Source organism: Kitasatospora sp. NPDC091335 (assembly GCF_044757205.1).
Lineage (GTDB): Bacteria > Actinomycetota > Actinomycetes > Streptomycetales > Streptomycetaceae > Kitasatospora.
This window is the reverse complement of the sequence record NZ_JBIVUM010000006.1, coordinates 219,998-246,843: the sequence shown is the minus strand read 5'-3', so window position 1 is coordinate 246,843 and position 26,846 is coordinate 219,998. Positions and strand designations below refer to the sequence as shown.

Genomic DNA, 26,846 nt, shown 5'->3' with positions numbered 1-26,846 from the left:
GCCGGCGGCCGTCAGGGCGCGTCCGAGGTGGTCCGTCGCCGTGGCCCGCCCGGTCGGGCCGGACCACGGCGTCACCTTCTCACGGCACGAGCACCCGCAGGGCGTCCTTCTCCACGGCGACCTCCACCGGGAGTGAGGTGATGAACTCCCCGTCGGCGTAGGCGGTGATGCCGGGTGACTCGATCCGCAGCGACTCGGTGCGCAGCGTGGTGACTTCGGGGTACCCCACGTGGGTGCCCTTGAAGAGGGTGGGGAAGAACCGGGCGATGCGCAGCCGGGGCATGGCGTCGACGAGGGTGAGGTCGAGCAGCCCGTCGTCGGGGAGGGCGGCGGGGCACATCAGCATGCCGCCGCCGTAGCTGCGGGTGTTGCCGACGGCGGCCAGGGTGAGGTCGCGTTCGATGACGGTGCCGTCGGCGAGGGTGATGCGGAAGGGCAGCGGGCGCAGGTTGGCGAACTCGGCCACGATGGCCAGGTTGTAGCGCATCCGGCCGCGCGGCCAGCGCAGCCGGTTGGCGCGGTCGCTGACCAGGGAGTCGAAGCCGGTGGCGAGGACGGAGCCGTACCGGCGGACGGTCCCGTCCGGGCCGGTGATCCGGCCGAGGTCGACGCCGCGGGTGCGGCCCGCGGCGATGACGTCGGCGGCGTCCTCGGGGGAGCCGAGCGGCAGGCCGTACTCGCGGGCGTGGTCGTTGCCGGTGCCGGCCGGTATCACGCCGAGCGGGACGGGGGTGCCGGCCAGTGCCTGGAGGGCGAGGTTGATCATGCCGTCGCCGCCGACCACGGCCACCGCGTCCATGCCGTCCGCCGCCGCCTCGCGGGCGAGGCGGACGGCGTCCTCGGGGGAGCGTCCGGCGTGCGGTTCGACCTGGACGCCGAGGGCCCGCAGCCGGGCGGTGGCCCGGCGGGCGGCGGGTTCGGCGTGGCCGATGCCCGCCGCCGGGTTGGTGAGAACGGCGACCCTGCGGACGGTTCTCACGCCGGTCACGGGATCAGCTTGCCGGGGTTGAGGATGCCCGCCGGGTCGAGTTCGGCCTTGACGGCGCGCAGGATGCGCACGCCCAGTTCGCCGACCTCCTCGGTCATCCAGGGCCGGTGGTCCGCGCCGACGGCGTGGTGGTGGCTGATGGTGCCGCCCGCGCCGAGGATGGCGTCCCCGGCGGCGCGCTTGGCGGCGCCCCAGCGGGTGAGCGGGTCCTCGCCGAGCGCGGCGACGACGGTGAAGTAGAGCGAGGCGCCGGTCGGGTAGACGTGCGAGATGTGGCAGAGCACGAGGGAGCCGGGCAGGGCCCCGGTCAGTGCCTCGGTGACGGCGGCCCGCAGGGCGGGCAGCCGGCTCCAGCCGGCCGCGGTCTCCAGGGTCTCGCACAGCGCGCCCGCGCTGAGCAGCGAGTCGCGCAGGTAGGGGGCGTTGAACCGGCCGTGCTCCCAGGCCAGGGCGGGGGCCTCGCCGAGCGAGGTGCCGCCGGCGGCGAGCAGGGTGTCCCGGGTGAGCCGCTGCCGGGCGGCGACCTGGGCGGCGCCGCCCTCGAAGACGGTGACGGCCAGGCAGCCGGTGACGGCGGGGGCGCCGCCGATCTGCTCGGTCATGGCCAGGTTGATCATGGTCTCGGCCTCGTCGGAGAGCCGGATCACGGTGGGGCCCGCTCCCTGCTGCTCGACGGTGCGCAGCGCGGCCGTGCCGGTGGCGAAGTCGGGGAAGCTCCACGCCTCGTACGCCTTGACGGCGGGCAGCGGGTGGACGCGCAGCCGGACGGCGGTGATCACGCCGAGGGTGCCCTCGGCGCCGAGGAACAGCTGGCGCAGGTCGGGGCCGGCGGCCGAGGCGGGGGCGCGGCCGAGGTCGAGCACCCCGGCGGGGGTGACGACGCGCAGCCCGCGCACCATCTCGTCGAAGCGCCCGTACCCGGCGGAGTCCTGGCCGGAGGAGCGGGTGGCCGCGAAGCCGCCGATGGTGGCGTAGCGGAAGCTCTGCGGGTAGTGGCCGAGTTCCCAGCCGCGTTCGGCGAGCAGCGCCTCCGCCGCCGGGCCGGTGAGGCCCGCGCCGAGGACGGCCTCGCCGGAGGTCTCGTCCAGGTCGTGCAGTCGGTCGAAGCGGCGCAGGTCGAGCGAGACGACGGCCTCGAACGGGCCGCGCTCCGGGTCGAGGCCGCCGACCACGCTGGTGCCGCCGCCGAACGGGACGACGGCGACGCGGCGTTCGGCGCACACCGCGAGGACGGCGGCGATCTCCTGCTCGGTGCCGGGCAGCACGACGGCGTCGGGCGCGTCCTGCGGTTCGCGGCTGCGGCGGCGCAGCAGGTCGGGGGTGGACTTGCCGCCGGCGCGGGGCAGCCGGTCGGCGTCGGCGGCGCTGACGTGCGCCTCGCCGACGGCGTCGGCCAGCGCCTTGAGGTCCTCGGCGGCGATCCGGGACGGGCGCAGCACGACCTCCTCGGCGCTCGGCCCGGGGGCGGCGTCCCCGGTGACGCCGAGGGCGGCGGCGAGCAGTCCCTTGATGTCGGCGGACAGCTCCTTGGCGAGCGCCGGGTCGCCCCAGGCGTCCCACTTCATCGGGGGGAGCGGAAGTGCGGCGCCGGCCGGTCCCGCTTGCGTCTCAGGTGCCATGCGTTACAGTTTCACACATCATGTCAAGTAGTAACGCCGAGCCTCAGACGCCAGGCCAGCCCCCGACATCGGGCCGGACCCCGACATCGGACCGGACCCAGGGGCCGGGCCGGCCACCCGGGGCCCGCAGCACCGACGACGCGATCCTGGACGCCGCCGCCGACCTGATCGTGCACCTCGGCGTGCGCCGCACCCAGCTGTCCGAGATCGCCCGCCGCGCCGGGGTCAGTCGCCCGACCGTCTACCGCCGCTGGCCGGACGTCCGGGCGGTGATCGGCGCCCTGCTCACCCGGGAGATCCTGGCCACCCTGGAGGGCACCGAGCTGGACGTCCGCGACCGGGAGACCTTCGTCGAGCGGGTGGTGGAGGTCGCCGTCCGGCTGCGCGACCACCCGGTGCTCGGCGCACTGCTCCGCTCCGACGACTCCGACCTGCTGCTCCAGTACGTCGTCGAGCGGCTCGGCGCCAGCCAGCGCGGCCTGCTGGAGGCGCTGCGCTCCGGCATCGAACGGGGCCAGGAGCACGGCTCGGTCCGGGCCGGCGAGCCGCTCGAACTGGCCGCCATGGTCCTGCTGATCGCCCAGTCCACCGTCCAGTCGCACCGCATGGTCACCTCCCTGCTGCCCGAGGCGGCCTGGCGGCGCGAACTGGCCAGAGCACTGAACGGATACCTCGCGCCGTGACCCCCACCGCAGGCCCGCACGCCGGCCCATACGCCGGAACCTCCCGACTCGACGCCGCCCGCCGCACGCTGGAGCTCGAAGCACTCGGCGACGACGCCCGGATCGACCTCCTGGTGATCGGAGGCGGCGTCACCGGCGCCGGGGTGGCCCTGGACGCCGCCTCGCGCGGTCTGCGCACGGTGCTCGTCGAGGCCCGCGACCTCGCCTTCGGGACGAGCCGCTGGAGCTCCAAGCTGGTGCACGGCGGCCTGCGCTACCTCGCCTCCGGGCGGATCAGGGTGGCCAGGGAGAGCGCGGTCGAGCGCGGCGTGCTGATGACCCGCACCGCCCCGCACCTGATCCGGGCGCTGCCCCAACTCGTACCGCTGCTCCCGGACCTGCTGCGCCCCGGCCAGGCCGCGCTGATCCGCACCGGCTTCCACGCCGGGGACGCGCTGCGCCTGACGGCCGGCACCCCGGGCGCGCTGCTGCCCCGGGTGCGCCGGATCGACGCCGCCCGGACCCGCACGCTGGTCCCGGGCGTGCGGACGGACGGGCTGCGCGGCGCGCTGGTCGCCCACGACGGCCAACTCGTGGACGACGCCCGGCTGGTGGTCGCGCTGGCCAGGACCGCCGCGCAGTACGGCGCGAGCGTGCTGACCAGGGTGCGCGCGGAGCGGGTCACCGGCACCTCGGCCCGGCTGGTCGACACCCTGACCGGGCGGGAACTGGCCGTCCGGGCCGGCGCGGTGATCAACGCCACCGGCGTCTGGGCCGGCGAGGTGGAGTCCTCGATCAGACTCCGGCCCAGCCGGGGCACCCACCTGCTGGTGGACGCGGCGGCGCTCGGCGGCCCGACCGCCGCCCTCACCGTGCCGGTGCCCGGCTCCACCAGCAGGTTCGTCTTCGCGCTGCCGCAGCAGCTCGGCCGGGTGGCGATCGGACTGACCGACGAGGACGCCCCGGGCCCGGTCCCGGACGAGCCCCAGCCCACCGAGGCCGAGCTCACCTTCCTCCTCGACACCGTCAACGCCGCCCTCGCCACCGCGCTGACCAGGTCGGACGTGCGCGGCGCCTACGCCGGGCTGCGCCCGCTGATCGACACCGGGGACGGCAGCACCGCCGACATCTCGCGCGAGCACGCGGTGCTGGAGGGCCCGTCCGGGGTGATCACCGTGGTCGGCGGCAAGCTCACCACCTATCGCCGGATGGCCGAGGACGCGGTGGACACCGCCGTCCGGCTGCGCGGCCTGCCCGCCCGCGCCTGCTGGACGGCCAGGCTGCCGCTGATCGGCGCCCCCGGGCACCGGGACAGCCGCTCGCTCTCCGGGGCGGAGGTGCTGTCCTCGCTGTCGGCCCGCCACGGCGGCGCGGGCCACGAGGTGATCGCGGCAGGGGAGTTGACGCCGGTCGCGGAGGGCCTGGACGTGACCCGCGCCGAGATCGCCCACGCCGTCACCCACGAGGGCGCGCTGGACGCCGCCGACGTGCTGGACCGCCGGACCAGGATCGGGCTGGTCGCCGAGGACGCCGAGCGGGCCCGGCAGGCCGTCGAGGAGATCGTGGCGGAGCGCCTCGGGGAGGGCCTGACGGGCTGACGCGTCAGGCCGCGGCGCGGGGGAAGGGGAGCAGGCCCGGATCGTAAGGTTTCGTGGCATTCATGGGCAAACCACCCGAACGAGCGGTTTCAGCGCGCCGTGCGCTCGGGCATCGGGCGCTCGGCGCCGGCCATCTCCAGGACGCAGGAGAGCGGGTGCTCGGTCCGGCCGGTGCGGTCCAGTCGCACCGCGAGCGGCTCCGGCGGTTCCTCGGCGACCTGGGCGGCGAGGGTCAGCGGGTAGACGCCGTGCCCGTGGACACGGTGGAAGGCGCACTCCTTGCCGTCGACCAGGAGCTCGGTCTCGGTGATCCAGCCGGACCGGACGTTGACGGTCACCGAGTGCCCGTCCTGGTCGAGGTGGAAGCTGTACCGCTGGCGCATCGGGACCTCCGGCGACAGGGCCTGCGACGAGGGGAAATCCACTGTCAGTGTAGGGCGGCCCCCCGCCGGGGTGCTCGGCATGCGGAGCGCGGCGGCCGGAGTTCCCGTCCGCTGCCCTGAGAAATTCCCGGGGCGGGGCCCGCCTCCCGATGGATTCTCCTGATCTCTACAGTGTTGTAGATTCGTTCGCAGGGAGAGATCGAGGAGGGCATTGTGGGAGTTTCGCTGGCCAAGGGCGGCAACGTCTCGTTGAGCAAGGAGGCGCCCGGTCTGAGCGCCGTGATCGTCGGTCTCGGCTGGGACGTGCGCACCACCACGGGAGCCGACTACGACCTGGACGCCAGCGCGCTGCTGTGCAACGCGCTGGGCAAGGTGGTCTCGGACCAGCACTTCGTCTTCTTCAACAACCTCCGCAGCCCCGATGGTTCGGTCGAGCACAGTGGCGACAACCTGACCGGCGGCGGGGACGGGGACGACGAGCAGATCAAGGTCGACCTGGACCGCGTGCCGGCCGACGTGGCCAAGGTGGTCTTCCCGGTGTCGATCTACGACGCCGACGCCCGGCTGCAGAGCTTCGGCCAGGTGCGCAACGCGTTCATCCGGGTTCTCAACCAGGCCAACGGCCAGGAGATCGCGCGCTACGACCTGACCGAGGACGCCTCGACCGAGACCGCGATGGTCTTCGGCGAGCTGTACCGCAACGGCACCGAGTGGAAGTTCCGTGCCATCGGCCAGGGGTACGCCTCCGGGCTGCGCGGCATCGCGACCGACTACGGCGTCAACGTCTGACCGTTCCGTCCCGGTCCGGATCGACGGGGTTTCGACGGCCGCGGCGCGCGCTCAGCCCTTGCGGCCGAGCGCGTGGCCGCCGAAACCCCCGGTGCCGGTGAGCTGGTGCTGCCACCAGGCGGCCATGGCGGGTGCGTCCATCCCCGACCAGTCCGGCGAACCGGTGACCTGGGCCCGGCCTAGGGCGCGGCCCAGCTCCACCAACTCCCGCCCGGCCGCCGTCCGTTCGCGGTCATAGGCGGCCAGCAGGTCGGTCCAGGAGACGGCCTCCCGCCCGGCCAGCTCGAAGGCGTGGGCGTCCTGCATCGCCTTCACCGCGCCGCTGGTGTTGTGCGGGCGCACCACGGTGGCCGCGTCCCCGCCGATCAGCAGCCGGCCGGCCGTGCGGCGCGGGGCGGCCAGGTCGTAGATCGGCTGGAGGAAGGTCCGTTCGCGCGGGGTCAGCGCGACCACCCCGGCCCAGTACGGCGGCAGGTTCCGCTCCGAGAGCTGCCGCAGCTCGTCCAGCCGCGCGTCGGTGAGGCTGCCCGCCGGGATGCTGGTCGGGCCGTCCAGCCGCAGCCAGGCGGGGGTGGGGGCGTAGAAGACCCAGTTCACCTGGGTGCTGCCGGGTTCGAGCCCGGGGATGCGGTAGATCACCACCTGGCCGCCGGGGTAGCAGACGGTGGTGCAGTGCTCCTCCGGCCAGGGCGCCGCTCCGCCGGGCAGCCCGGCCAGCAGGGCGGAGTCGTAACTGCCGCGCCAGCACACGTACCCGGCGTACTCGGGCTCGGCCTGCGGGCAGACGGCCGTGCGGACCACCGAGCGGTAGCCGTCGGCGCCGATCACCAGGTCGTACGTCTCGCGGCCGCCGTCGGCGTCCTCGGTCCAGGCGCTGCCGGGTTCGCCGCCGGGCCCGTTGCCGACCGCCGTCACCGTGGTGCCCAGCCGGAACTCGACCTGCTCGGGCGTCCGTTCGCGCAGTGCCTGCCAGAGCACGCCCCAGTGGTGCGAGTGGAACGCGAAGGGCTGGGCCCAGAGCAGCCGCCCGCAGCCGTCCGGTCCGTCGCCCTCGCCGGCCGCGCCCCGGGTGACCCAGTGGCGCACGGTGAGGCGGTGGCGGCGGGTGTCCGCGGCGAGGTGTCCGGTCCTGACCAGTTCGTCGAAGCGGTCGTCGTGGGTGCAGAGCCCCACACCCCGGTCCTCCAGCCGGCCGGGGCTGCGCTCCAGCACCACCACCCGTTCCGCGCCGAGCCGGGCGGCGGCGCCGGCGAAGGCGCTCCCGGCGATGCTGCCCCCGACCACGGCCACCGAGCCACCTCGCACGGTCGCTCCTCTCCCGAACTCGCGATGTCCCAGCGCCGTCCCCCCGCGCTGTCCGGGACACGACGATACGCCGACGAGCGGGCCCCGGAGTGGTGTTCGAGTCATCCGGAGCACGGTCCCGGCAGGCCTTGCGCAACGGGCTTATGCAACTAGTTGCATACTGCGGCGCCCGTCACCTACTCTGCGGTAACAAAGCCCCCGGTCCGCCCCCGCCCGCGCCCCAGGAGACGTCGATGAGCGCCCACCCCGGCAGCAGCCGCTACCCGCACCTGCTCAGCCCGCTCGACCTCGGCTTCACCACCCTGCCCAACCGCGTGATCATGGGTTCCATGCACGTCGGCCTGGAGGAGGCCCCCGGCGGCTACGAGCGGATGGCCGCCTTCTACGCCGAACGGGCCCGCGGCGGCGTCGGCCTGATCGTCACCGGCGGCATCGCCCCCAACGAGGCCGGGCGCCCCTGGGAGGGCGGCGCGATGCTGACCACCGAGGAGGAGGCCGACAAGCACCGGGTGGTCACCGACGCGGTGCACGCCGCCGGCGGGAAGATCGCCCTCCAGATCCTGCACTTCGGCCGCTACGCCTACCACCGGGACCTCGTCGCCCCCAGCGCGCTCCAGGCCCCGATCAGCCCCTTCGTGCCCAACGAACTCACCGCCGGGCAGGTCGAGCAGACCATCGAGGACTTCGCCCGCTGCGCCGGGCTGGCCCGCCGCGCCGGGTACGACGGCGTCGAGATCATGGGCTCCGAGGGCTACCTGATCAACGAGTTCATCGTCGCCGCGACCAACCACCGCGAGGACGAGTGGGGCGGCCCGTACGAGCGGCGGATGCGCTTCCCGGTGGAGATCGTCCGCAGGGTCCGCGAGCGGGTCGGCGAGGACTTCATCATCGTCTACCGCCTCTCCATGCTCGACCTGGTGCCCGGCGGCTCCACCCTGGACGAGGTCGTACGGCTCGCCCAGGCCGTCGAGGCCGCCGGGGCGACCGTCATCAACAGCGGCATCGGCTGGCACGAGGCCCGCATCCCCACCATCGCCACCTCGGTGCCGCGCGGCGCCTTCGGCTGGGTGACCAGGAAGGTGATGGGCAAGGTCGGCATCCCGCTGGTCGCCACCAACCGCATCAACACGCCCGAGATCGCCGAGAACCTGCTCGCCGAGGGCAGCGCCGACCTGGTCTCGATGGCCCGCCCGCTGCTCGCCGACGCCGACTTCGTCGCCAAGGCCCGCGACGACCGCGCCGAGGCCATCAACACCTGCATCGGCTGCAACCAGGCCTGCCTCGACCACACCTTCAGCCTCAAGATCACCTCCTGCCTGGTCAACCCGCGCGCCTGCCACGAGACCGAACTCGTCCTCGGTCCGGTGATGTCGCGCAAGCGTATCGGCGTCGTCGGCGCGGGCCCGGCCGGCCTCGCGTTCGCCGTCTCCGCCGCCGAACGCGGCCACCAGGTCACCCTGTACGACGCCGCCGAGGAGATCGGCGGGCAGCTGGACATCGCCCGGCGCATCCCCGGCAAGGAGGAGTTCGACGAGACGCTGCGCTACTTCCGCACCCGGCTGGCCGAGTTGGCCGTCACCCAGCGGCTCGGCGCCACCGTCACCGCCGGGCAGCTGGCCGAGCGGGGCCACGACGAGATCGTCCTCGCCACCGGCGTCACCCCCCGAACTCCCGCCGACATCCCCGGAATCGACCACCCCAGCGTGCTCGGCTACCTCGACGTGCTGCGCGACGGCGCGCCGGTCGGCAAGCGGGTCGCCATCCTCGGCGCGGGCGGCATCGGCTTCGACGTGGCCGGGTTCCTCACCGACCAGGGCGACGAGGCCGGCCTCAACCCGCCGGTGTTCCAGGCCAAGTGGGGCATCGACCCGGAGTACCGCGAGCGCGGCGGCCTGCGCGCCCCCGAGCGGCCCGAGCCCCCGCGCAGCGTCCACCTGCTCCAGCGCAGGACCGGCAAGGTCGGCGCCGGCCTCGGCAAGACCACCGGCTGGATCCACCGCACCGAACTCAAGCACCGCGGCGTGGTGATGGTCCCCGGCGTCACCTACGACCTGATCGACGACGCCGGCCTGCACTTCACCGTCGACGGCGAGCGCCAACTGCTCCCCGTGGACACCGTCGTGCTCTGCACCGGCCAGGAGCCGCGCCGCGAGCTGTACGAGGCGCTGCGCGAGCGCGGCCTGCCGGTGCACCTGATCGGTGGCGCCGACGTGGCCGCCGAACTGGACGCCAAGCGGGCCATCCAGCAGGGCACCGAACTGGCCGCATCCATCTGACCTGCGGAGATTCCCGCCCGCGCGCCGCGCAGGGCCCCCGGTGGGACACTGGTTGCCTCGTCCCTGCCCGAACCCTCGACCGGGGGCCCCGTATGCCCTTTCCCAGGCCCATCCACGTCCTCGCCGCCGCCACCGCCGTCGTGGCGGTCGCCCTGGGCCCGGCGGTCCGGCCGGCCTCGGCCGCACCCGCCGAGACCCTGCCCACCGCCGACCAGCTGAAGCCGGCCCTGCTGACCCCGGCCGACCTCGGCCCCGGCTACACCGCGATCTCGGTGACGCAGAGCCCCAGTCCGGGCGGGAACCAGACCCCGGTGACCGGCTGCGCCGCACTCAGCGACCTGATCAACATGCACGCCACCCAGACCGGACCGCAGGTCACCCACGCCGCGGTCGAACTCGACGGCCCGGACGGCAACCCGATGGTCACCCAGGCCCTCGCCGCCGAGTCCTCCGACCGGCTCACCGCCGACTTCAAGAACGCCACCGACGCCCTGAAGAGCTGCCACAGCATCACCTTCGAGGCGGGCACCCAGGACTCCGTGACCTTCACCGTCAGCCCGGTCACCCTCGGCGACCGCAAGGACGCCCCCGCCGTCCACCTCGACGGCACCCTGGCCGGCGTCCAGCTCAACGGCTACGTCGGCATCGAACGCTTCGGCACGGTCACCATGCTCTTCGGCTACTTCGAACGCCAGGGCAGCAACGAACAGACCGCCTCGATGCAGTACCGCACCGCCGTCGCCAAGGTCGAACGCACCCTCGGCACCCACGCCGGCAGCACCACCGCCCCCACGGCCCTCCCGACCGCCGTCCCCACCACCGTCCCGACCGCCACCGCCTCCGAGGCCAAGCGCGTCTGAGTCCCTCCAGGCCCCCACCGAACGCCCAGGCGTCCGGTGGGGGCCGCGGTGCGGTCGCCGCCGAGCGCGCCTGCCAGAATGCCGGGACGGCGGCAGGGGCTCATGAGGCCCACGGTGCCTCCGGGGCGAGGGGGATAACACGTGATCGACTCTCCGTGGCTTTCGAGGCGGTATGTGCCGGAGCTGCTGGTGTGCGTGCTGCCGCTGGTCGCCTCGTGCACGGTGGGGAAGGCTCCGGAACCGGCCGTCACCGGGTCCTGGAAGACGAGTGTTTCAGTATGGCAAGGGCAATAACGGCGAGCAGCTCGGGATGACCGGAGTGGACGCCGGTCAGGAGCCGTTCGTTCGTCAGTAGCCCGGGGATCGCGAAATCTCGTCGAGCCCGTCTTCAGGAGCGCCCTATCCGTTCGTTGGATGGGGCGCTCTCGGTTCCCGGAGGTCTTTGGGTGATCAATTGGTGGAGGTGCAGTTGTGAAGTAACTGTGAGTTGTACTGTGGAGCCTGCTCGGCGGGCTGGTTGTGGACCTGTAGGCATGGGCCGGGGCCTATGTGGTGAAGCGCTGGGCGGTGCGGGTACGGTGCCGGCCGGCCACGGGTAGGCGGGGCGGGCGGCCGCACCCCCGCGGTGGCCGCCCGCGCCGTACCGGGTCTACGGGTGGTACACGACCTCGGGGAAGGCCGGCGACGGTCCGTCGAGCAGGTCGCCGCAGTGCCGGCCCCGCAGGTGGAGGTCGAAGAAGGCGCGCGGGTAGGCCTGTTGGACGCGGATCCCGCGCTGGGGGTCGAGGGTGCCGACCTTGGACCGGATCTGCTCCTCGGTCATGCCGAGCAGCCGGCCCGCCTGGGGGATCAGCGTCATGTTGTCGCCGTACGAGTTGTGCACGGCGCCGGTGGCCTGGACGTCGAGGCGCCAGCCGCGCAGGTGGCCCCAGAAGGTTTCGGCGTACGGGTTGGTGGCCCGGGCGAAGTCGGCGGTCATCATCATGAAGGGCCGGTCGATGTCGGTGGTGATGGCGGGGTTGGAGGCCATCGGCCCGTCGATGGCGAGCCCGGCGCGGATGCGTCGGTCGGCGACCAGGGCGAGGGCGGTGCCGGTGCCGCCCTTGGACCAGCCGAAGGCGCCGATGTTCCGCGTGTCCAGGCCGCCGGGCAGACCGGCCGGGAGGGTGCGCCCGTCGACGTCGGGGTTGCGGCCGTTGGCGAGGTCGACGACGCGGTCGAGCAGGAAGAGCAGGTCGGCGGCGTAGTCCCGCGGGTACAGCCCCGGGGCGGCGGCGTCCCGGGTGACGACCGTCCCGTCCGGGAACTCGGTGATGCCGTCGTGGGTGTGGTCGACGGTGACGACGGCGAAGCCGTGGCTGGCCAACTCCTGGACCACGATGGTGTGGTCGGCCCGGTGGCTGCCCGCGCCGTGCGAGTAGAGGACGACGGGCAGCGGCCGGCCGGTCCGGTGGACGGGGGCGCCCTGGTGGCCCGAGGTGAGCGGGGCGAGGGAGAGGGGGAGCGGGAATCCGACGTCGTCGAGGAAGGCCTTCAGGGCGCCCTCGGTCATCCAGGGGGCGAGCGGGTACGACGCGGCGTCGGCGGTCCTGGCCGGGTACCAGACGGTGGCCATCAGCTCGCGGTACCGTCCGGGCCTGGCGTTCGGGTCCGGCCGGGACTCGTCGCGCAGGTGCAGCGGCACCATGCCGACCGGGAAGGGGCCGGTGGGCGCGGGCAGGGTGAGCCGCCCGGGGGTGGCGGGAGGCGGTGAGGAAGAGGGAGCTGCCGAGGCGGGGAGGGCGAGGCCCAGTGGGGCGGCGGCGCCCAGCGCGAGGGCGGCGCCCAGCACCCGGCGGCGCGTCGGTCCGGCGTGGGCTGCGATCGGCGTGGTGTCCATGCGCGGAACGCTGTCACGGGCGGCGGATCGGCGGCATCGGCCCGCCGGTTGATCCTCCGTCACCTGCCATTGGCCCACGGATGTACATCCCCGGGCTGATGCGCGAGGGGTGCGCGAGGGGTGCGCGAGGGGTGCGCGAGGGCGGGAGGGTGCGGGAGAGTCCGGCGCCACCCGAGCGGGGTGGCGGCGCCGGCGGCGGCCCGGGCAGCGCCCGGCAGGGTGAAGATCGAAATGCGTGGACGGCCGCCGCCCGCCACGGTGGGACCGTGGCCTCGATCGTCGTCCTCTTCGAACTGGCCCCGGACCAGACCCTCGGCCCCGAGGGTGTCGGGCCGGGCGTGGTCGCCGTGCACGTCGCCGGACAGGACCCGGACGTCCCGGAGGACCCGCAGGCGCGGACCCTGTGCGGGCTGGACACCGTTCCGATGGAGCACTCCCACTACCGCCCCGTCCGGCCGGGCGAGCCGTGGTACCCGCCCGAGCTGGAGCAGCAGCGCTGCCGGCTCTGCGAGGCGGCGCTGCGCCGCCGGTGAACCTGCCCCGCGTTGTCCGGTGCCGCTCCGGGCGGTGTCGTGGGCGCGGTCAGGGCCGGCGGCCGGCGGGTCAGCCCGGCCGGTGGTCAGTGCGGCCGGCGGGTCAGTGCGGCCGGTGGGCGACGGCGGCGAACATCGTCACCGACAGGTGGAACGTCCCGGCCCCGGCGGCCGCGTCGAGGCCGGCGTAGAGCCGGTCGCGCTGCTCCTCGGTGATCAGGCCCCGGCCGACGGCCGCCGCGCCGAGCCCGCGGACGATCGGCCGGGCGACCGCGTGGGAGTCGTGCAGCAGGACGTCGCCGCCGAGGTGGTCGACGGTCAGCCCCGCCTCGACCAGCCGGCCCGCGAGGCTGCGTCCGGCGTCGGGCTGGGCGGCGGCGCCCTGGACGACGGTGGCCAGCGCGGGGCGGATCTCCGGGGCCGTCGGGTGCAGCACGAAGGTGGACCAGTCGGTGTCCAGCAGGGCGATCCGGCCGCCGGGGCGCAGCACCCGGGCCATCTCGGCGACGGCCCCCGCCGGATCGGTGAGGTGCTGGAGGACGCGTTCGCACCAGACCACGTCCGACTCGCCGTCGGGCAGCGGCAGTGCGAGCGCGTCGCCGTCCAGGAACCGGGCCCGGCTGCCGGCCTCGGCGGCGCGCTGCTCGGCGACGGCCCGCAGACCGGGGTGGGGCTCGATGCCGATCGCGTCGCCCTCCGGGGCGACCGCCGCCGCGAGCACCTGCGTCTCCGAACCGGTGCCCGCGCCGACGTCCAGTGCCCGCTCCCCGGGGCGCGCGGCGAGCCGGTCGTGCGCCCAGGCGCGCAGCCGCCGTACCCCGGGGTTGGCGGCCTGCACGTCCAGCGCGGTGACCAGCCGGCCGGTGACCGCCGGGTCGCGGTTGGCGGCGTTGGCGGAGTGGAAGGCCGAGGTGGGGCGCGGGTCCGTCATGGCGCTCACCGTAACCGGAGGTGACGGCCCGTCCGTTCGTGCCCCACCGCGGCCCCCCGGGGATCAATACAGCTTGTTCACGGCGGCGCGGACGGTCTCCTTGAAGGCGGGGACGTCGGGCTGGGTCCAGTTGCTCTCCCACTCGACGATGGCGACGGTGTTGCCGTCCCGGCCCACGCCGTACAGGAAGTTGCGGTAGCCCTCCCAGGCCGGGACCTTCTGAAGGTGCACGCCGCCGACCGTCGCGCCCTCCTCGACGTCGACCGTGCCGTGGTCGTACCCGGTCACCACGGAGGTCGGGGACGAGGCCCGGGTCCGGTCCGCGCAGCCGGCGAGGTACTGCCGCACGGAGTCGAGCGTGGCGACGGCCTCGGCCTCGGTCGGCAGCACGATGACGTTCTCGGTGGCGGCGGCGGTCTCGGAGGTCATGAAGTTCGCGGTGAAGAGGCGGTCCTCGGAGACCGCCGGACCCGCCCAGTTCCAGAGGCAGGGGGCGTCGTCCTTCCAGCCGGGGCCGATCGACGAGACCTGCCAGGTGAGGGAGTCCGGCGGCAGGTCGGTGGTGGCGATCAGCCCGGGCTGGGGCACCTCCTCCCGGGGTTGCGCCTGTGCCTGGGTCGTGGCCTGGGCGGTCGCCGCGGCGATCAGCAGTGCGGCGGCCACCGCGCGCACTGCGCTCCTGGTCCTGGGCCTGGTCCTCATCCGTCCACCTCCGGGTGTCGTCAGCTGCGCCCAGCATCGGTTGTGGCGGAAGTGTGTGCGGGGACGGACACGAAGGGAGGCCGGAACACCGCTCCCGGGGCGCCGGATCCGGCCGAAAACAGCCGGGAGGGCTCGGAGTGGGAAGTCGGGCGGGCCGACTTCCCATGCCGGACGGGTTCAGCTCGCGTCGCCGGTGCAGCAGGTGGCGGGGGCGCTGTCGGCGCTCTTGCCGAGGGTGTCGGCGTCGGCCTTGACGACGTAGACCTCCCAGGGTTCCTTGCCGGGGGCGGTCACCCAGACCTTGTCCTGGACGGCGTAGCAGCAGGAGGTGTCGTTCTCCTCGAAGGTGGCGAGGCCGGCGTCCCGGAGGCGGGTGGTGGCGGCGGTGACCTGCTCGGTGGAGGCGACCTCGACGCCGAGGTGGTCCAGCCGGGTGTCCTCGCCCGGCTCGCCCTCGATGAGGACCAGCTTCAGCGGGGGCTCGGCGATGGCGAAGTTGGCGTAGCCGGGGCGGCGCTTGGCGGGTTCGGTGCCGAAGAGCTTGGAGTAGAAGGCGACGGAGCCTTCGAGGTCGGCGACGCGCAGGGCGAGCTGGACACGGGACACGGTGGCCTCCATCAGGTTGGATCGATATCTTTCGATGCAAGATTGCGGCTTGGATCGAAGTTCGTCAACATAGAGGCATGTCGAAACAGGAACTTCGGGTACTCGGCCAGGACGACAGCCTTGACGACCGCGGGGCCGGTGACCGGGACGGCTGCTGCCCCGGGCTGCTGGGCGCCCCGCTGGACGAGGCGCAGGCCGCCGAACTGGCGCCGCTGTTCAAGGCGCTGGGCGATCCGGTCCGGCTGCGGCTGCTGTCGATGATCGCCTCCGGCGCGGGCGGCGAGGTGTGCGTCTGCGACCTGACCCCGGCCTTCGACCTGTCCCAGCCGACGATCTCCCATCACCTGAAGCTGCTGCGCCAGGCCGGGCTGATCGACTCCGAGCGCCGGGGCACCTGGGTGTACTACCGGCTGGTCCCCGCGACCACCGACCGCCTCGCGGGCATCCTCACCCGCCCGACGGGCGGGCCGGCCCGCGCCGAGTCGGCCTGCGCCGAGCCCGCTGGAGCCGCCACATGAGCGCCGCACCCGGGACGCCCGCCCCCGCGGCCGGCCGGCTGTCGTTCACCGACCGCTACCTCGCCCTCTGGATCCTCGCCGCGATGGCCCTCGGCATCGGCCTCGGCCGGCTCGTCCCCGGCCTGGGCGACGCGCTCGCGAAGGTGACCGTCACCGGCGTCTCGCTGCCGATCGCGCTCGGCCTGCTGGTGATGATGTACCCGGTGCTCGCCAAGGTCCGTTACGACCGCCTCGACACCGTCACCCGCGACCGCCGTCTGCTGATCCCCTCGCTGGTGCTGAACTGGCTGGTCGGGCCCGCCGTGATGTTCGCCCTCGCCTGGCTGCTGCTGCCCGACCTGCCGGAGTACCGCACCGGGCTGATCATCGTCGGCCTCGCCCGCTGCATCGCCATGGTGATCATCTGGAACGACCTGGCCTGCGGCGACCGGGAGGCCGCCGCCGTCCTCGTCGCCCTGAACTCCGTGTTCCAGGTGGTCGCCTTCGGCGCGCTGGGCTGGTTCTACCTCTCCGTGCTGCCCGGCCGGCTGGGCCTGGAGCAGGCGGCGCTCGACGTCTCGGTCTGGGAGATCGCCCGCAGCGTGCTGATCTTCCTCGGCATCCCGCTCGCCGCCGGCTTCCTCACCCGCCGCCTGGGCGAGAAGGCGCGCGGCCGCACCTGGTACGAGACCGCGCTGCTGCCGCGGATCGGCCCGTTCGCGCTGTACGGACTGCTGTTCACGATCGTCGTCCTGTTCGCCCTCCAGGGCCGGGCGATCACCGCGCGGCCCCTGGACGTCGCCCGGATCGCGCTGCCGCTGCTGGTCTACTTCGCCGTCATGTGGGCCGGTTCCCTGGCGCTGGGCCGCGCGGTGGGTCTGGAGTACCCGCGCGCCACCACCCTCGCGTTCACCGCCGCGGGCAACAACTTCGAACTGGCCATCGCCGTCGCCATCGCCACCTTCGGCGCGACCAGCGGCCAGGCCCTCGCCGGAGTCGTCGGGCCGTTGATCGAGGTGCCCGTCCTCATCGGCCTCGTCCACGTGGCGCTCGCCGCCCGCCGCTACTTCCCCCAGTCCGCCACCGACGCCGGAGGTTCCGTCCGTGCCTGAGCCCAATTCCGAGTCCACGCCGTCCAGGCCCTCGGTGCTGTTCGTCTGCGTGCACAACGCGGGCCGCTCCCAGATGGGGGCCGCCTTCCTCGCGCACCTCGGCGGCGACCGGGTCGAGGTCCGCTCGGCCGGTTCGGCGCCCGCCGACACCGTCAACCCGGCCGTGGTCCTGGCGATGGGAGAGGTGGGGATCGACCTCGCCGCCGAGACGCCCAAGGTCCTCACCGCCGAGGCGGTCCGGACCTCGGACGTGGTGATCACCATGGGCTGCGGCGACGCCTGCCCGTACTTCCCCGGAAAGCGCTACCTGGACTGGGAGTTGAGTGACCCGGCCGGCCAGGGCGTCGAGGCCGTGCGTCCGATCCGCGACGAGATCGAGCGGCGCGTCCGCGGCCTGCTGGCGGAACTCGGCGTCGCGCCCGCAGCGTGAGAAGGGGAGTGAGGCGAAACGCCTCACTCCCGGCACGCGCGCATCGGCGACCGCCGCGCCTGTCCGGAACGTGACGTCGTGTTTCCGCCGGTGCCGGTGGCCCCGCTCGGAGAGGGTCGGTGTGGGCTCGTGGTCCTGATCGCGGGCCGGTCCACCCCGCACTCCGTGAAAGGCACCGCGCATGCACGTCGTCCCCGGGCTCAAGGTCCTGTACTTCGGAACCCCGGTGGTGCTGGTCAGCACACTCAACGAGGACGGCACGGCGAACCTCGCGCCGATCTCCTCGGCGTGGTGGCTGGGCCAGTCCTGCATGCTCGGTCTCGGCAACAACGCCCAGACCACGGCGAATCTACGGCGGGAGGGCGAGTGCGTGCTCAACCTGCCCTCGTCGGCGATGGTCGACGCCGTCGACCGGATCGCGCTCACCACCGGGAGGCCGGCCGTACCGGACTACAAGGTGGAGCAGGGCTACCGGTACGAGCCGGACAAGTTCTCGACGGCCGGGCTGACCGAGCAGGCGTCGGACCTGGTCCGAGCTCCCAGGGCGGCGGAGTGCCCGGTCCAGCTGGAGTGCAGGGTCGTCTCGGCCCACCCCTTCGGCGTTCCCGAGCCGCACGCCACCGCCTTCCAGGTCGAGGTCCTCCGCGCCCACGTGGAGGAGGAGTTGGTCATCCCCGGGACGCACTACGTGGACCCGCTCGGCTGGGACCCGCTGATCATGAAGTTCTGTGAGTTCTTCGGTGGCGGGCAGAACGTCCACCCGTCGAGGCTCGCCGAGGGCTGGAACATGCCGCACGGACTCCGGTCGGCGGCCGCCTGAGCCACCGCGGACGGTCTCGCGAAGGGGGCGGGAGGCCGGCCCGGCCGACTTCCCACTCCCCAGGTGCCGACAGGCTCTGCCCGGTGGGTGGTTCGGCTAGACGCCGACCGCGGTGCCGGCGTGGGCGGAGGCGGCCTGGTACTCGTCGTCGCCCTCGAACCGGGCCTCGCAGCCCGTGGTGAGGGTGCTGGCGACGATGACCGGGTCGAGGATCTTGGAGCCGGAGTTCAGCTTGGCGATCCCGCTCTGGTCGGTGGTCGCGGAGCCGACCCGCTGGCCGCTCGCGGTGCTGTAGAAGGTGACCTGACGCCCCACGATCGGCTTGCCGTCCGCATCGGTCAGGGTGGCCTCGAAGTCGCCGCTGATCGGTGCGTTGGCGACCACATGGCCGCCTACCGTGCGTGCCTTGAGCTGGACTGGCTTCTTCTCGGAAGTCATGGCGTAACCTCCCGGATGCTCTGGGCTACTGCTTCCACCGTAGGCACGTCCCCGAGGGCCTGCACCCGGGCGGCATCGCCGCAGGTCAGGGTGGGGTCAGGCGGGCGAGTCGGATGGCGCCCCCGCGTGGGGCGGCGCCCGCGTGGAGCGGGCCCGGCCCGTTGGCCTCCGGCGGGAAGATCGGGAAGACTCGCACGCATGGTTTCGGTGTTGCAGAACGTGGCGATCGACTGTGCGGATGCCTATGGGCTGGCGCGGTTCTGGAGTGGTGTGACGGGCCGTCCGCTGGAGGCCGACTGCCGGCCGGGGGACCGGGAGACGCAGGTGCTGCTGGCGGGCGGCCTGGTGCTGTACTTCAACGAGGTGCCCGAGGCCAAGACGGTCAAGAACCGGGTGCACCTGTGCCTGCGGCCGGAGACCTCGCGCGACGAGGAGGTGGAGCGGCTGTTCGGCCTCGGTGCCACCCTCGTCGCCGATCACCGGAAGCCCGACGGTGCGGGCTGGGCCATCCTCGCCGACCCCGAGGGCAACGAATTCTGTGTCCTGCGCAGCGAGTCCGACCGGGCCGCCGCGCATCCCTGACGGTCGTGCGGGGGAGGACGCGGGGAGTGGGGGAGCCGGCTCGGTCGGCTTCCCGTGTCCCGGTGGCTGGAGGGCCTTGATGTCGGTGGCAGACATGATGGAAGCGGCGATCGCCGGAATACGGCGGGAGGGCTACGATCCGGCGGCGCTGGCGGGTGAGAGCTGCGTCCGGACGTTCGCCGACCTCCTGCGGATCGGATCGCAGAACTGGCAGCTGGTCGCCGACGCGGTCGCCGCCACTCCGCCCGATGTCGAGCTGGCCGGTTGGATCCTGCGGGCGAAGCTGACGTTCGAGGACGACCGCAATCCTCACGTCGCCTCCTTCGAGCAGGACGTACGGATCGCCGGGGACTCCAGAGCCCAGGGACACCGACTCGGCAGCGACGCGTTCCTGTTGGCGGTCGGGCCGGTGCGGCCGGCGCTGTACCGGGCCCAACTGGCCGCCGTCGGCGCCGTGGACGCCGCGCTGTCCGAGTCCTCCGAGCTGGCGGGGCTGCCCCGCCGGGCCGACGAGCTGCGGGGCCGGGCCGACCGGGCCCGCACCTCCTGGGGCAGGAGGCGGCTGGAGCGGCGGACGGCCGAACTCGACGGCCGAGCGGCCACACTGGCGGCGGGGCAGGAGGAGCGGGTCGGGCAGGCGCGGGAGGAGGTCGCCCGGTTCGTCGCGGACGTGGCCGCGACCGTGGCGCTGTTCGACGGCACCTTCGGGATCGACGGTCGGTAGACCGGTGACGGAGTGGGTAGTCGGTGGGGCCGGCTTCCCACTCCTGGTGGTTGATCGGGGCGTGGGGTATGGCGGGGTTCAGGGGGTGTCGGGGGTGGTGGCCGGATCGGTGGTGGGGGCCGGGTCGGGGAGGTCGATCTCGGCCCATACGGTCTTGGCGTTGGGGTGGCGGGGGATGGTGCCCCAGCGGTGGCAGAGGGCGTCGACGAGGGTGAGGCCGCGTCCGGTCTGGGCGTTGGGGGTGTGGACGAGGGGGAGGACGGGGAGTTTGTCGCCTCGGGGGTCGCTGATCTCGATGCGGAGGGTGGTGCCCCGGCGCACGGTGGTGGTGAGGGAGAGGTGAAACTCGAAGCAGATCAAACTCCTGCGGGAGCAGACCGGGCTGACGCGGAAGGAACTCGGCGAACGCATCGGCTACGGCGAGCAGCTGGTCAGCGCGGTGGAGCGTGGACTGCGGACCCCGCAGCCCGAGTTGCTGGTCGCGGTGGACCGGGAGCTCAACGCGGGCGGACTGCTGGCTGTCGCGAGGGATGACGTGATGAAGGCGCGGAACAAGGCCCGTGTGCGCCATCCGGCCTGGTTCCGGGGCTATGCCGAACTGGAGCCCGTGGCGGTCGAGGTCCATGAACACAGCACCCTGCTCATCCCGGGATTGCTGCAAACCGAGGCGCACGCGCGAGCTTTGTACGGGATGAGGCAGCCGTTGTTGACGGAAGAGGTCATCGAGGAGCGGGTAACGTCCAGAATCGCTCGCCAGGAAGTCCTGGCGCGATGGCCGCGTGCGATCTTCAGCTGGGTCATCGACGAGAGTGTCCTTCCACGGCCTCTGGGAGGTTGGGACGTTCACGAGGAGCAACTGCATCATTTGTTGGAGGTGGGACGGATGCGGGGAATGGCCATCCAGGTTATGCCGCTGAGCAGGAGCGAGCATGCTGGACTGGGGGGTCCCGTTCGCCGCCACCACCGAGGTCTGACCGGCCGGATCTCCCCTCAACGGCCCACCGCTCCGACAGCGGCGGGCCGTTGGCGCGTCAGCGCCACAGCCAGAGCAGCACCCCGCCCGCGATGGCCGTCCCCGCCATGACGACGAGTGCCCCGATCCCGCAGCCGAGGTCACTCCTCCCGCCCCGGTGCTCGGCCGCGAGGTCCGGCGTGAAGTCGGCCGGATCCTCGGGGGTGTAGTGGATCACGAGGTCCTGCCCGTACGTGACGGCGGCGTCCGGCAGGCGCGCGGGGTAGTGGGCCGTGACGGCCACCCCCTCGTGGGTGGTGAAGGTGACGACGGGCGTCCGGCTGGTCGTGACGTCGCCGTCCGCGTCCGTCTCCACGGTCTTGAGGACGGCGACGACGCGACCGGGCACCGCCGCCATGGCGGTCAGCCTGTCGAGACGGGCCTGCGCCTGCTGCCGGTCCCCCGGCAGGTGGAACGCGGCGAGGAACGTCCCCGGCGCGCCGCCCCCGACCAGGGCCCACGGCCAGGACCAGTCGACCGCCGCGAGGGCCACCAGGCCGCAGTACACCAGGACCGTCCAGAAGGCCGGCCAGCCGAGCCCGCGCCGGCCCGCCTGGAGGTCGTCCACGAACCGGAAGGCGTGCGGGCGCCGCGGCGGGTACCGCACCCCGACCTCCCGGCCCACCCAGGCCGCGATGATCCGGTCGCCGCACTGGCCGTCGTTGGTGACGACGTGCTCCTCACCGCTGGACGGGTCCCGGAAGCGGACGACCACCGCTATCCCGTCCTTCTGCGAGCCCCCGTTCCTGGGCTCGCCCACCCGCTCGATCCGCCCCGGCACCCGGACCGCCCGTTGCGCCTTGGTCAGGCCGGCCAGCGACAGGCCGTACCCGAGCACCGCCAGGGTGCCGAACACCCCGCAGCACAGGACCAGAACTCCGTGCCAACTCCAGCTCATGAGCCGCCCGTTCCTCGTTCGGTGGGGTCAGTGCGCCGCGGTGCGCCGAAGCACCCGGCCCTGGTCGTCCGCCTGGAGCACGGCGGAGCCCTCGGGCCCGGTCACGCTGACCACGATGGTGACGGCCCCGCCGAGCCGGGAGACGACGATGTTCCAGCTCTGCGCGCTCCGGCCGCCGAGGCCGCTCCTCGCCTCCTCGACCAGGGCGGGGAAGCGTTCGTAGGGGAGCGCCGACACCGGGAACGCCTGGGCCTTCGTGTCGTCCGAGACGAAGGTCACCAGCAGCAGGCGGTCCTGCACGACGAGGTTGGTCGCCAGGTTCTGCTCACCGTGCCGGGTCACCGAGTCGATGTCCTCGCGCAGTTCGCCCTCGGTGAGGAACGACTGCCCGGGGCCGAGCTCGACGGTGCCGGACCCTCCCGTCACCACCCTGGTCGACGAGGTCGAGGAGACCGAGGGCGGTGCCGACGAGGACGGCGGCTCGGTGGCCTTGTCCTCGAACAGGTCCACGCGGAACAGGAAGACCACGGCCGCCGCGGCGAGCAGCAGCCCGACGAACCCGAGGAAGCCGACGGCACAGCCGTCGGGCGGTTTGCTCAGCCTGGTCGACTCGGGTGCCGAGTCCAGCCGCGCGCCGGCCGCCCGCTCCTCCCACTCGGGAATCGGCCGCTTCACGATCCGCACCTTCACCGGGCTGTCCGGCGGGTAGCGGACGACCACGACGCCGCCCGGCCGGTAGTCGGGGAGGTCGGCGACGTTGATGTCCTGGGTGAACTCCACCCGGAACGCGGGCCCGTCGTCCGGCGCGACGGTGAGGTCGAACCGCACCGGCCGGTCGGTCATCTCGCTCTGGGGGACGTCCCGGCTCTCGATCATCGCCAGCGCCGTCCGCGGCACGAGGGCCGCCTCCCGGGCCCTTCGCGGCATGCCGGCGAGGTACAGCAGCCCGCCGTAGGCGAAGGGAAGGGCCAGCCCGGCGATGAACAGCGGCGCGTTCTCGACGACGACGCCGACGACCATCGCGGCGAGCGATCCTCCGGTCACGCCGCCCGTCAGGAAGCCGCGGGCGAGGGCGACCGGCGTGTTGCGCGTGGGAGGCGAGCCGGCGGTGGTCGTCATACCGGTGATTGTGCCGGGTGGGGATGGCGGCCGACAGACCGATTCCGCAACGAGATCGTCACCGTGCCCGTGCCGAGGCCGTGTCCGCGGCTACCGGTCGTCGGAGTCGTAGCGGACGGTGAAGTCCCGGTCGGGCGTCGCGAATCGGGCCAGCTGCTCGCGGAGCGCCGCCGCCGCGTGCGGGGCGTGGTGCTCCAACTCGGCCCAGTGGACGAAGCGCAGCTCCCCCGGCATCGGGACCAGGCCGGTGATCGAGTCCCGGAACGCCGCCCAGTTCATGCCGTAGAACGCCGGGAACCGCAGTTCGCGCTTCAGGACGGCGTGGAGGCCGCTCTCGTCGCGGACGGAGCCGACGTCGATGGTGAGGGGGTCGGGGACCGGTGGCAGGCCTTCGTCCTCGGTGTTGTCCCAGAAGGCCGGGAGCCACCAGCACAGCACGGATCGGTCCTCGGGCCAGGGGCGCCGCACCGCGTCCCGCCAGTCCTCGAAGACGTCCACGGCCAGGTCGACGGGCCGCCAGGCGGGGTCGAGCGGCTCGTCGGGCGTCGCCGGGCGGACGAAGCGGCGGCCGCGCTGGTCGCAGGCGCCGTACTCCCGGACGTTCCGCTGGGCCTCGACCAGCGGGACGCTGTTGGCACCGTCCGGCCTGAGCGGCCAGCGCAGCTGTGAGGGGTCGTCCTCCCAGTGGCAGACCGGGCAGACGACGAACGAGCCGGGCCAGCCGTCCCGGACGTCGAAGACGAGGTGGCCGCAGCAGGGGCAGGGTCGGCGGGTGTCCATCCCGGCAGTCTGGCCCGCCGGCCCGGGTGACGGCGAACCGGTTTCCGGGCGCGGGCGGGCGGCGTACCGTCGAAAGGTCCGCGCCATCCCGCGTCGAGGGGGAGAAGCGAGCAGCGAACTCAGCTGGTTCAGGAGCAGCCACAGCACCAACGAGGGCAGCCAGTGCGTCGAGGTCGCCGAGACGACCACCGCCGTCCTCGTCCGCGACTCCAAGGACAAGAGCGGACCCCACCTCGCGTTCTCGCCCACGGCCTGGGAGGCGTTCGTGACGTTCGCCGCCGGCGCCGAGGTCTGAGCACGACGGCGAGGCGGCCGGTCCGACTCGTCGGGCCGGCCGGCGCCTCGTGCGGCGGCGACACCGGGCCCAACTCCTCTGCACGTAGATGCAATCGGCTCGGTGATGGGGCCGGGGTGTGGCTAGGCTCTCCGGCAGTCCACCCCGACGCTCCCAGGCAGGTGAACCATGCCCTCAGTCATGCCGTCCAGCAGTGCGGAAGCGGCCCGGAAGGAAGTCGCCTCCCGGCTCCGGGAGTTGTGCCGCGACGCCGGAATCAACGGGCGCGAGCTGGCCCTCCGGGCCGGCTGGCACCCCTCCAAGTCCTCCAGGATCATCAACGCGCTGACCTCCCCGTCCGACGAGGACATCCGCACCTGGTGCCGGCTCTGCGGCGCGGAGGAGCAGTCCGCCGACCTCATCGCCGCGACGCGGTCCGCCGAGTCGATGTACGTGGAGTGGCGGCGTCTCCAGCGCACCGGGCTCACGCGGTTGCAGAACTCGTACGTGCCGCTGTTCGAGCGCACCGAGGTCTTCCGGGTCTACAGCTCCACGCTCGTCCCCGGATTCCTCCAGAGCCGCGCGTACGCGACGGCGCTGCTGTCCGCCATCACCCGCTTCCACGGCACGCCCGACGACGTCGCCGAGGCGGTCGACGCCCGGCTCGCGCGGTCGCGCATCGTCAGGGAGGGCAGGCAGCGGTTCGCGCTGCTGATGGAGGAGTCGGTGCTGCGCCACCGGGTCGGCGACGCCGGGACGATGCGCGGGCAGCTCGTGGACCTGCTGGCCGCGACCTCGCTGCCCGCCGTCTCGCTGGGGGTCATCCCGGCCGGTGCGGAACGGGAGGTGTGGCCGCTGGAGACGTTCAGCGTCTACGACGGCGGCAGGGTCGAGGTGGAGACCCTCACGGCCAGCCTGACCGTGACCAGGCCCCGCGAGATCGCCCACTACCTGGACGCCTTCGAGAAGTTGTCCGCCATGGCCGTGTACGGGGACCGGGCCCGGGCACTGGTCGGCTCGGCGGTCGATGCGCTCGCGGGGAGGTGAGGGTGCCCGGTTCTCGGTGAACCGATAGCACAACTCATCTTTTCATTATGGAACTTGACAGAGAACGCCGCCCATACTGATGAATCTGACGAGCGGTCAGTTTGGCATGACCCCTGCCGTGATCAGGATGCGGTCAGTATCCGTCACGGAAAAGGGTGGTTCACATGACGAGTATCAGTGGAGAGCCGATCCCGGCGATCACCGAGGCCACGCTCACCGACATCGCCACCAACGGCATCTGGGGCGACGGTCTGATCCCCAGTGCGTCCGTGGTCGGGGTGGCCGAGGCCTTGCTCGCGGCTCTCCGGGGCGAGTCGGGGGTGCAGCTGCCGCCGGCGCTGGCGGAGCTGGTCGGCGAGGTGCGGGAGAAGGCCGTGACCGAGCTGTCCGGGATCGAGGGCGCCGGCGGCGTCCGGCTGTCCGGGCTGGCCATCAAGCTGCGCGACGGCAATCCGCACCCGGTCGTGATCGTGCCGGCGGGCTGGAACCCGTACGGCTGGCTGCCGTTCCTGTACCTGTACCTCACGCTGGCACGGAAGGGGTACCACGTCCTCGCGTACACCCCGCGCGGTATCGGCATCAAGGGCTGGGTGTCCACCTCGCAGGGCTTCATCGACGTCGGCGGCAAGAAGGACTGGGCCGACGGTGAGAAGGTGATCGACTTCGCGGAGCGGCACTTCGGCCCCGGCAAGGTCGGCTTCCTCGGCGAGTCCTACGGTTCCGGGATCAGCCAGCTGGTCGCCGCCCACGACGAGAAGGCCCGGGTCTCCGCGGTCGTCGCCCTGAGTACCTGGGGCAACCTGGCCACCAGCCTCTACGACAACGGCACCCGGCACGTGAAGGCGGTGGAGGCGCTGATCGCCTTCACCGGCGGCCCGCGGGAGGAGAAGTTCGACCAGGAGACCCTGGACGTCCTCGACGACTTCGCGGCCGGCCGGAACCTCGACAAGGTCGTCGCCTGGGGCACCGAGCGCTCCCCGCAGACCTACGTGGACAGGACCAACGAACGCGGCATCCCGACGTTCATCTCGAACACCTGGCACGAGACCCTGTTCCCGGTCGCCCCGGTGATCGACACGTTCACGGCGCTCACCGTGCCGAAGCACCTGAACCTGTGGATCGGCGACCACGGCGCCCCCGAGGGCCCCGGTCTGGCCGGCCTGGTGCCCGGAATCCCGTTCCCCGGGCTGGCGGTGCCGATCCAGGAGGCCTTCGCCTGGCTGGACCACCACCTGCTCGGCCAGGACAACGACGTGCCGGGCTGGCCCCAGGTGGTCAACCAGTCCATGTTCACCTACGAGACCACCGGCACCATCATCGGCACCAAGCGGATCACCGTCCCGGCCCGCCGCGAGTCGTACGCGTCGTGGGACGAGGTCACCACGGACGGCGAGACCTGGCACCTCACCGGCGAGGGCGAGCTGACCGACAAGCCGGCCACGGGCTGGTCGCGGGAGTTCCTCGCGGGAAGCCTGACCGAGGCCGACGCGGGCGAGCTGCTCAAGACCGGGCAGAAGGAGTGGTTCGGCAACCCCAAGCCCTACGACCGGGCGACGTTCGATCCCTCCCGGCTGCTGGTCTGGGAGACCGACGCGCTCACCGGCTCGGGCGCCGTCGCCCGGCGCATCCGGGGCGCCGCCACCGTACGGCTCACCGTGCGCAGCACCACCGACACCGCCGTGCTGGTGGCGTACCTGTACGACGTCGCACCGGACGGCAGCGCGCGGATCATCACCCACGAGCCCTACACCGCCGACAACCTGACCCCGGACACCGACGCCGCCGTCAGCTGGCGGCTCCAGCCCACCTCCTACGACCTGTCCGCAGGGCACCGGCTGGCGCTGGTCGTCAACAGCCGCGACCCGCTGTACTCGACCGCGAACGCGGTCACCGTCGTCACCACCACCACCGTCAGCTCGCCGAACGACGGCGAAGCCGTCCTGGAGCTGCCGCTCGGCTGATCCCCGGGAGGCAGGACGGCC

The 26,846-nt window shown here is 73.1% G+C and carries 29 protein-coding genes; 16 read left to right on the top strand and 13 right to left on the bottom strand.

What is annotated here, in order from left to right; translation table 11 throughout:
• Positions 1 to 79: 79 nt before the first annotated feature.
• Both ACIQOW_RS16740 and ACIQOW_RS16735 read right to left on the bottom strand, forming a co-directional pair.
• On the bottom strand, positions 80 to 988 hold the full coding sequence (locus ACIQOW_RS16740; protein WP_401085042.1) for a diacylglycerol kinase: 909 nt from the start codon (positions 986 to 988) through the stop codon (positions 80 to 82).
• Complete coding sequence (locus ACIQOW_RS16735; RefSeq protein WP_401085039.1) at positions 985 to 2,553, bottom strand: FAD-binding oxidoreductase; 1,569 nt, start codon at positions 2,551 to 2,553, stop codon at positions 985 to 987. The genes ACIQOW_RS16740 and ACIQOW_RS16735 overlap by 4 nt, the downstream gene beginning before the upstream one ends.
• A 74-nt stretch (positions 2,554 to 2,627) precedes the next feature.
• On the opposite strand from ACIQOW_RS16735, the gene ACIQOW_RS16730 reads away from it, so the two are divergent.
• Both ACIQOW_RS16730 and ACIQOW_RS16725 read left to right on the top strand, forming a co-directional pair.
• Positions 2,628 to 3,290, top strand: a complete 663-nt coding sequence (locus ACIQOW_RS16730; protein WP_401085036.1) for a TetR/AcrR family transcriptional regulator — start codon at positions 2,628 to 2,630, stop codon at positions 3,288 to 3,290.
• Positions 3,287 to 4,867, top strand: a complete 1,581-nt coding sequence (locus tag ACIQOW_RS16725) for a glycerol-3-phosphate dehydrogenase/oxidase (protein WP_401085033.1) — start codon at positions 3,287 to 3,289, stop codon at positions 4,865 to 4,867. The genes ACIQOW_RS16730 and ACIQOW_RS16725 overlap by 4 nt, the downstream gene beginning before the upstream one ends.
• Positions 4,868 to 4,956: 89 nt before the next feature.
• On the opposite strand, the gene ACIQOW_RS16720 is transcribed toward ACIQOW_RS16725, so the two are convergent.
• On the bottom strand, positions 4,957 to 5,250 hold the full coding sequence (locus tag ACIQOW_RS16720) for a hypothetical protein (RefSeq protein ID WP_401085030.1): 294 nt from the start codon (positions 5,248 to 5,250) through the stop codon (positions 4,957 to 4,959).
• A 213-nt stretch (positions 5,251 to 5,463) separates the two neighbouring features.
• Here ACIQOW_RS16720 and ACIQOW_RS16715 point away from each other — a divergent pair, with 213 nt between their 5' ends.
• Entirely contained in the window at positions 5,464 to 6,039 is a 576-nt protein-coding gene (locus tag ACIQOW_RS16715; RefSeq protein ID WP_188299563.1) for a TerD family protein, read from the top strand.
• 51 nt (positions 6,040 to 6,090) lie between these two features.
• Here the strand turns inward: ACIQOW_RS16715 and ACIQOW_RS16710 are convergent, their stop codons facing one another.
• Complete coding sequence (locus tag ACIQOW_RS16710; protein WP_401085027.1) at positions 6,091 to 7,344, bottom strand: FAD-dependent monooxygenase; 1,254 nt, start codon at positions 7,342 to 7,344, stop codon at positions 6,091 to 6,093.
• 233 nt (positions 7,345 to 7,577) lie between these two features.
• On the opposite strand from ACIQOW_RS16710, the gene ACIQOW_RS16705 reads away from it, so the two are divergent.
• Together ACIQOW_RS16705 and ACIQOW_RS16700 are read left to right on the top strand one after the other, a co-directional pair.
• A complete protein-coding gene (locus ACIQOW_RS16705; protein WP_401085024.1) occupies positions 7,578 to 9,620 on the top strand; it encodes an FAD-dependent oxidoreductase in 2,043 nt (680 codons plus the stop codon).
• A 92-nt stretch (positions 9,621 to 9,712) separates the two neighbouring features.
• Complete coding sequence (locus ACIQOW_RS16700) at positions 9,713 to 10,480, top strand: hypothetical protein (RefSeq protein ID WP_401085021.1); 768 nt, start codon at positions 9,713 to 9,715, stop codon at positions 10,478 to 10,480.
• 649 nt (positions 10,481 to 11,129) lie between these two features.
• On the opposite strand, the gene ACIQOW_RS16695 is transcribed toward ACIQOW_RS16700, so the two are convergent.
• Positions 11,130 to 12,359 carry an alpha/beta hydrolase family protein gene (locus ACIQOW_RS16695; protein WP_401085020.1) on the bottom strand — a complete coding sequence of 410 codons (1,230 nt, stop codon included), beginning with the start codon at positions 12,357 to 12,359 and terminating at the stop codon, positions 11,130 to 11,132.
• A gap of 266 nt (positions 12,360 to 12,625) precedes the next feature.
• Here ACIQOW_RS16695 and ACIQOW_RS16690 point away from each other — a divergent pair, with 266 nt between their 5' ends.
• On the top strand, positions 12,626 to 12,892 hold the full coding sequence (locus ACIQOW_RS16690; protein WP_401085017.1) for a hypothetical protein: 267 nt from the start codon (positions 12,626 to 12,628) through the stop codon (positions 12,890 to 12,892).
• A gap of 103 nt (positions 12,893 to 12,995) precedes the next feature.
• Here ACIQOW_RS16690 and ACIQOW_RS16685 read toward each other — a convergent pair whose 3' ends face one another.
• The 3 genes from ACIQOW_RS16685 to ACIQOW_RS16675 form a co-directional block, all read right to left on the bottom strand.
• Positions 12,996 to 13,823, bottom strand: coding sequence for a methyltransferase domain-containing protein (locus ACIQOW_RS16685; RefSeq protein WP_401085014.1), 828 nt, complete (start codon positions 13,821 to 13,823; stop codon positions 12,996 to 12,998).
• Positions 13,824 to 13,886: 63 nt separating this feature from the next.
• Complete coding sequence (locus ACIQOW_RS16680; protein WP_401085012.1) at positions 13,887 to 14,525, bottom strand: hypothetical protein; 639 nt, start codon at positions 14,523 to 14,525, stop codon at positions 13,887 to 13,889.
• A 177-nt stretch (positions 14,526 to 14,702) separates the two neighbouring features.
• On the bottom strand, positions 14,703 to 15,131 hold the full coding sequence (locus ACIQOW_RS16675; protein WP_401085009.1) for an ArsI/CadI family heavy metal resistance metalloenzyme: 429 nt from the start codon (positions 15,129 to 15,131) through the stop codon (positions 14,703 to 14,705).
• A gap of 77 nt (positions 15,132 to 15,208) precedes the next feature.
• Between ACIQOW_RS16675 and ACIQOW_RS16670 the strand changes: the two genes are divergently transcribed.
• The 4 genes from ACIQOW_RS16670 to ACIQOW_RS16655 all read left to right on the top strand — a co-directional run bounded on the left by ACIQOW_RS16670 (position 15,209) and on the right by ACIQOW_RS16655 (position 17,990).
• Positions 15,209 to 15,649 carry an ArsR/SmtB family transcription factor gene (locus ACIQOW_RS16670; RefSeq protein ID WP_401085006.1) on the top strand — a complete coding sequence of 147 codons (441 nt, stop codon included), beginning with the start codon at positions 15,209 to 15,211 and terminating at the stop codon, positions 15,647 to 15,649.
• Entirely contained in the window at positions 15,646 to 16,740 is a 1,095-nt protein-coding gene (arsB, locus tag ACIQOW_RS16665) for an ACR3 family arsenite efflux transporter (RefSeq protein ID WP_401085004.1), read from the top strand. The genes ACIQOW_RS16670 and arsB overlap by 4 nt, the downstream gene beginning before the upstream one ends.
• Positions 16,733 to 17,170 (top strand): arsenate reductase ArsC, encoded by a 438-nt coding sequence (locus tag ACIQOW_RS16660; RefSeq protein ID WP_401085001.1) that lies wholly within the window; start codon positions 16,733 to 16,735, stop codon positions 17,168 to 17,170. Before arsB ends, ACIQOW_RS16660 begins: the two co-directional genes overlap by 8 nt.
• Before the next feature lie 181 nt (positions 17,171 to 17,351).
• Positions 17,352 to 17,990, top strand: a complete 639-nt coding sequence (locus tag ACIQOW_RS16655) for a flavin reductase family protein (RefSeq protein WP_401084999.1) — start codon at positions 17,352 to 17,354, stop codon at positions 17,988 to 17,990.
• 96 nt (positions 17,991 to 18,086) lie between these two features.
• Here the strand turns inward: ACIQOW_RS16655 and ACIQOW_RS16650 are convergent, their stop codons facing one another.
• Positions 18,087 to 18,428 carry a hypothetical protein gene (locus ACIQOW_RS16650; RefSeq protein WP_401084997.1) on the bottom strand — a complete coding sequence of 114 codons (342 nt, stop codon included), beginning with the start codon at positions 18,426 to 18,428 and terminating at the stop codon, positions 18,087 to 18,089.
• Between the two features lie 198 nt (positions 18,429 to 18,626).
• Here ACIQOW_RS16650 and ACIQOW_RS16645 point away from each other — a divergent pair, with 198 nt between their 5' ends.
• Both ACIQOW_RS16645 and ACIQOW_RS16640 read left to right on the top strand, forming a co-directional pair.
• Entirely contained in the window at positions 18,627 to 19,010 is a 384-nt protein-coding gene (locus ACIQOW_RS16645; RefSeq protein WP_401084994.1) for a VOC family protein, read from the top strand.
• 79 nt (positions 19,011 to 19,089) lie between these two features.
• A complete protein-coding gene (locus ACIQOW_RS16640) occupies positions 19,090 to 19,734 on the top strand; it encodes a hypothetical protein (protein WP_401084993.1) in 645 nt (214 codons plus the stop codon).
• A 78-nt stretch (positions 19,735 to 19,812) separates the two neighbouring features.
• Here ACIQOW_RS16640 and ACIQOW_RS16635 read toward each other — a convergent pair whose 3' ends face one another.
• Positions 19,813 to 20,094, bottom strand: a complete 282-nt coding sequence (locus ACIQOW_RS16635) for a hypothetical protein (RefSeq protein ID WP_401084990.1) — start codon at positions 20,092 to 20,094, stop codon at positions 19,813 to 19,815.
• Between ACIQOW_RS16635 and ACIQOW_RS16630 the strand changes: the two genes are divergently transcribed.
• Positions 20,090 to 20,818: a helix-turn-helix transcriptional regulator gene (locus tag ACIQOW_RS16630; RefSeq protein WP_401085303.1), complete on the top strand. Its 729-nt coding sequence runs from the start codon at positions 20,090 to 20,092 to the stop codon at positions 20,816 to 20,818. The two genes, ACIQOW_RS16635 and ACIQOW_RS16630, sit on opposite strands and share 5 nt — an antisense overlap.
• Here ACIQOW_RS16630 and ACIQOW_RS16625 read toward each other — a convergent pair.
• The 3 genes from ACIQOW_RS16625 to ACIQOW_RS16615 form a co-directional block, all read right to left on the bottom strand.
• Positions 20,766 to 21,644 carry a DUF3592 domain-containing protein gene (locus ACIQOW_RS16625; protein ID WP_401084987.1) on the bottom strand — a complete coding sequence of 293 codons (879 nt, stop codon included), beginning with the start codon at positions 21,642 to 21,644 and terminating at the stop codon, positions 20,766 to 20,768. The two genes, ACIQOW_RS16630 and ACIQOW_RS16625, sit on opposite strands and share 53 nt — an antisense overlap.
• 27 nt (positions 21,645 to 21,671) lie before the next feature.
• Complete coding sequence (locus ACIQOW_RS16620) at positions 21,672 to 22,763, bottom strand: hypothetical protein (protein ID WP_401084984.1); 1,092 nt, start codon at positions 22,761 to 22,763, stop codon at positions 21,672 to 21,674.
• 90 nt (positions 22,764 to 22,853) lie between these two features.
• The gene (locus tag ACIQOW_RS16615) at positions 22,854 to 23,543 is read right to left on the bottom strand and encodes a CPCC family cysteine-rich protein (RefSeq protein ID WP_401084982.1); all 690 of its coding nucleotides are present in this window, start codon (positions 23,541 to 23,543) and stop codon (positions 22,854 to 22,856) included.
• Between ACIQOW_RS16615 and ACIQOW_RS16610 the strand changes: the two genes are divergently transcribed.
• The 3 genes from ACIQOW_RS16610 to ACIQOW_RS16600 all read left to right on the top strand — a co-directional run bounded on the left by ACIQOW_RS16610 (position 23,536) and on the right by ACIQOW_RS16600 (position 26,825).
• Complete coding sequence (locus ACIQOW_RS16610) at positions 23,536 to 23,838, top strand: DUF397 domain-containing protein (protein WP_401084979.1); 303 nt, start codon at positions 23,536 to 23,538, stop codon at positions 23,836 to 23,838. The genes ACIQOW_RS16615 and ACIQOW_RS16610 overlap by 8 nt on opposite strands.
• Before the next feature lie 180 nt (positions 23,839 to 24,018).
• On the top strand, positions 24,019 to 24,864 hold the full coding sequence (locus ACIQOW_RS16605; RefSeq protein WP_401084977.1) for a helix-turn-helix domain-containing protein: 846 nt from the start codon (positions 24,019 to 24,021) through the stop codon (positions 24,862 to 24,864).
• Positions 24,865 to 25,028: 164 nt separating this feature from the next.
• Positions 25,029 to 26,825: an alpha/beta fold hydrolase gene (locus ACIQOW_RS16600; protein ID WP_401084974.1), complete on the top strand. Its 1,797-nt coding sequence runs from the start codon at positions 25,029 to 25,031 to the stop codon at positions 26,823 to 26,825.
• Positions 26,826 to 26,846 lie beyond the last annotated feature (21 nt).